This is a genomic window from Spirillospora sp. NPDC049652, from assembly GCF_040675125.1.
Classification (GTDB): Bacteria; Actinomycetota; Actinomycetes; order Streptosporangiales; family Streptosporangiaceae; genus Spirillospora.
The window spans coordinates 1-3,973 of the sequence record NZ_JBFAOF010000689.1 but is presented as its reverse complement, the minus strand read 5'-3'; the positions used below and the strand labels follow the sequence as shown (position 1 = coordinate 3,973).

Annotated in this window: 3 protein-coding genes and 1 pseudogene; all 4 read left to right on the top strand. The window is 73.3% G+C overall.

Going from position 1 to position 3,973, the window contains the following annotated elements:
• The coding region (locus AB0J52_RS30715; protein ID WP_500186171.1) for a LuxR C-terminal-related transcriptional regulator at positions 1-579 on the top strand (579 nt) is incomplete at its 5' end.
• Positions 580-862: 283 nt separating this feature from the next.
• The gene (locus AB0J52_RS30710; RefSeq protein ID WP_500186170.1) at positions 863-2,008 is read left to right on the top strand and encodes an alpha/beta hydrolase; all 1,146 of its coding nucleotides are present in this window, start codon (positions 863-865) and stop codon (positions 2,006-2,008) included.
• A gap of 1 nt (position 2,009) precedes the next feature.
• Complete coding sequence (locus AB0J52_RS30705) at positions 2,010-3,308, top strand: alpha/beta hydrolase (protein ID WP_500186168.1); 1,299 nt, start codon at positions 2,010-2,012, stop codon at positions 3,306-3,308.
• Positions 3,309-3,440: 132 nt separating this feature from the next.
• Positions 3,441-3,973: pseudogene (locus AB0J52_RS30700) on the top strand (hypothetical protein); the annotation flags it as partial.

Below are 3,973 nucleotides of genomic sequence, written 5' to 3'. Positions count from 1 at the left end.
GGCCAGGTCGACTCGCCCGCCGAGCTGCTCACCGTGCTGCGCGCCCGCCGGGCCGACCTGTGCCTCATCGACCTCAACTTCCCCGGCACCACCGCGCTGGAGTGGATGCCCCGGCTGCGCGCGGCCGCGCCGTCCACCCGGTTCGTGGTGCTGACCGGCTACCTGGAGCCGCCGGTCCTCGCGGCGGGCCTGACCGCCGGGGTGCGCGGGTTCGCGCACAAGGGCCAGCAGGCGGGCGACATCCTCGCGGTGCTGCGCCGGGTCGGCCGCGGCGAGATCGTCGCCGAGCGGGCCGCTCCGCGCCGTCCGGACGCCCGTCCCGGCGTCCCGGGGCAGAGCCAGGCGCAGCGGGTCGCACGGTTCCTCACTCCGCGTGAGCGCGAGGTGCTGACCCGGCTCGCGCGCGGCGAGTCCACGCAGACGCTCGCCAAGGCGATGGGCGTCACCCGCAGCACCGCCCGCAGCCACGTCCAGTCGGTGCTCAGCAAGCTCGGCGTGCACTCCCAGCGCGAGGCCGTGATCGAGGCCGCGCGGCACGGCCTGGTCAGCGTCGAGACGGGAGAATGGCTCGCGGGCTGAGCGCCGTCCCGCACCCCTGGAACGCCTCGCCGGCGCCTGCTCCCCCGCCCCCGGACGGACGGCCCGCCACCACTGCGCCGGGCTGAGTGATCTCGGGCACACGGTAAACGTGCGCCTAACCCTCAGGTCGGTAGGGTGACCGCACGGAGTCGCCCGAGGCGTTCGTGCGCCCATTACGATCCAGTTTCTGAATCTTTGCTGGAACTCTGCCGCATGTTTGCCGAGTTCTCAAAGGGCGCCCGCAAAACGGGGCGAAGCATGAACCACTAGGGGGAGCAACACAATGCTGGGATTGACGAGCTGGGGGCTCCTCGTCCTGCTCCTGCTGGTCCTCGCCCTGGTGGTGGCCCTCGTCGTGCTGCGCGGCTGGAACCGGCTGGCGGGGCGGGGGCCGCTCGCCCTGGCCGGACGGGCCGGCGTGATGGCCGGCGTCCAGCTGGTGATCGTCGCGCTCGTGCTGACCGCGGTGAACAAGTACTACCTGTTCTACGGCAGCTGGTCGGACCTGCTCGGCGCGGCAGGCGGCAAGGCCCAGGTCACCGAGAAACCCCCGAGCAACCCGAACGCCACCGCGTCCTCGCAGGTCAAGGTCACCCCGGCGGCGCAGCTCGGCCCCGGCCACGGCCGCACCCCCGCCAAGGACGGACTCGTCCAGCACCTGGACATCCAGGGCGTGCGAACGGGCCTGCGGTCCGAGGCGTACGTGTACCTCCCGCCGCAGTACTTCCAGAAGAAGTACGCCGTCACCCGGTTCCCGGTGGCGCTGTTCATCGCGGGCTACCCGGCCGCCGACCGGCTCACCTGGATCGACAAGGGGCACGTCCCCGAGGAGGCGTTCCTCCAGATGTCGACGGGCAAGGCCAAGCCGATGATCTACGTGATGATGCGCCCGACCGTCGAGAACGGCTGGGACACCGAGTGCGCCGACGTGCCGCGCGGCCCCCAGGTCGAGACGTTCTTCGCCCAGGACATCCCGGACGCCGTCACCCAGACCTACAAGGGCCGGGTCGCCCGCGACCGGCGCGGCTGGGGCCTCGCCGGGTACTCCACCGGCGGCTTCTGCGCGACGAAGCTGGCGATGCTGCACGCCGACCGGTTCTCCGCCGCGTCCAGCATGGCCGGGCACTTCCACGCGCTGCTCGACACCACCACCCGCGACCTGTACGGCGGCAGCAAGGCCCTGCGCAACAGCAGCAACCTGACCTGGCGGCTGAAGAACCTGCCGCAGCCGCCCGTCTCGATCCTGGTGGCGTCCGCCCTGACCGGCGAGAAGACCTACCCGTCGGCGCAGAAGTTCATGGCGGCGGCGCGTCCCCCGCTGGTCGTGGACAAGTGGATGCTCCCCTCCGGCGGCCACAACTTCAAGGCGTTCCGCAAGTACATCCCTCCCACGATCACGTGGCTGAGCGACCACCTCCAGGGGGAGTGACGTGGAACCCTCGAACCTCTCGTTCATCGGGCTCGTCTGCCTGCTCGCCGCCGTCCTCGGGATCGGCACGCTGTGGCTGTGGCCGCGGCTCGCGGGCGGCGGGCTGAAACGGCTCGGCGCCCGCACGGTGCTGCTGGGCGCCTCCCAGGTCGCGCTGACCCTCGCGATCGTCCTGCTGGTGAACCGCTGGTTCGTGTTCTACAACACCTGGGACGACCTGTTCGGCCCCGTCCGGTCCAACGAGAAGGTGCAGACCGTCCAGCCGAGCCGGGGCAAGGAGACCACGCTCGGCAAGCTCGTCAAGCGCACCCCGACCACGCTCGGCCCGCGCCGGCCGGGCCGTCCCGCCGACCCCAAGGTGGACGGCCGTGTCGACCGGCTGCAGATCACCGGCGCGACCACCGGGCTCACCGCCGAGGCGTTCGCCTACCTGCCGCCGCAGTACTTCCAGCCGCAGAACCGGGGCAAGCGGCTGCCGGTCGTGCTGGCGATCTCCGGCGGGTCCGGGCCGTCCGACGACAGGCTCGCCTGGATCCGGCAGGCGCACCTGCCGGAGGAGGCTTCCAAGCTCACGGCGGCGAACCGGGCGCAGCCGGTCGTCTACGTGATGATGCGGTCGGTGAAGGGCCTCACCCAGGCCGCCGAGCGGCCCGCGGGCGGCGGCACGACCGGCGGCGGCGTGAAAAGCCCGGCCAATCCCGGCACCCACCCGGCGGCCTGCCTGAACCTGCCCGGCAAGGGCACCGGGCAGGCGCTCTCCTTCTACGCGCAGGACGTCCCGCTCGCGCTGCGCGAGGTCTACCACCTGCCGGCCGACCACCGGGGCTGGGGCGTGCTCGGCTTCGGCAGCAGCGGCCAGTGCGCGGCGCGGCTTGCGATGACCGACTCCGCCCGGTTCGGCACCGCCGCGACGATCAACGCGACCTTCGGCCTGTCCTCCGAGGTCCCCTCCGGGCTCACCGCCAACGACCAGCCCGGCCAGGGCGGCGAGGGCGCACCGAACGGACCGCGCGGCCCCTGGGCGGGCGACTTGTTCGGCGGCAGCGTCGACTACCGCCTGGAGCAGGAGCTGATCTGGCGGCTCGAGAACATGCCGCCGCCCCCGATCTCGATGCTGCTCACAGTAAGTACGAACGCGATGCGCCAGCTTCAGCAGACCGATGTGTTCGTCGCGCGCGCCAAGCCCCCGATGCGCGTGCAGAAGACGCTCGTCTCGGGGCCTGGCCCCTCGCTCGCCTCCTGGCGCGGCCAGATGCCCCAGATCGCCCTCTGGTTCTCCGCCAACCTCCAGGGCGAGTGACCCCGCCCGCCGGGCCGAACGCCCCGGCCGTTCCCCGAGGGGCGGCGCTGAGCCGCATACGCCCGCGGGAGTAGGAGCGGTCCCTCCCGGCGGCGGACGCGGGCCGGCTCCCGGCCGCCCTAGGGTTCGGGCATGAGCGTCTCCGCACCGTCCGCCGCGCCCTGGCGGGCCGGCCCACGGCTGCGGCCGGCGGCGTGGCCCGTGTGGGTCGTGCCGGTATTCCTGGCGCTGTTCCAGGTCGCCGGCACCGAGGGCGCCGCGCACCGGCGCTGGGACCATGGCCCGCCGCACACGCCCCCGGCGACGTCCCTGGACGCGCTGGCGTTCGTGCTGCTGGTCGGCGGCCCGGCCGTCCTGCTGGTGCGCCGCCGGGCCCCCAGGGTCGCGCTGGGGGCCGCCGGGCTGATCACGGGCCTGTACTTCCTGCGCGGCTACCCCTACGGTCCCGTGCCGGTCGCGGCGTTCGTGGCGATCGGGGCCGCCCTGTACACGGGGCACCGGCGGTTCGCGTGGGCCGGGACGCTCGGCGGCCTCTCCGCCTACTTCGCGATCGCCCGCTACACCGGGGGCGCCCCGGGCGACCCGTTCCCGGCGCCGCGGCCGGAGCTGGCCACCATGCTGTTCGCGCTGGCCTGGGCGCTGGTCGCGCTGGTCCTCGGCGAGCT

Excerpts from the sequence above, each read along its gene's own strand:
- AB0J52_RS30710 (WP_500186170.1), top strand. The coding sequence starts at position 863 with ATGCTGGGATTGACGAGCTGGGGGCTCCTCGTCCTGCTCCTGCTGGTC.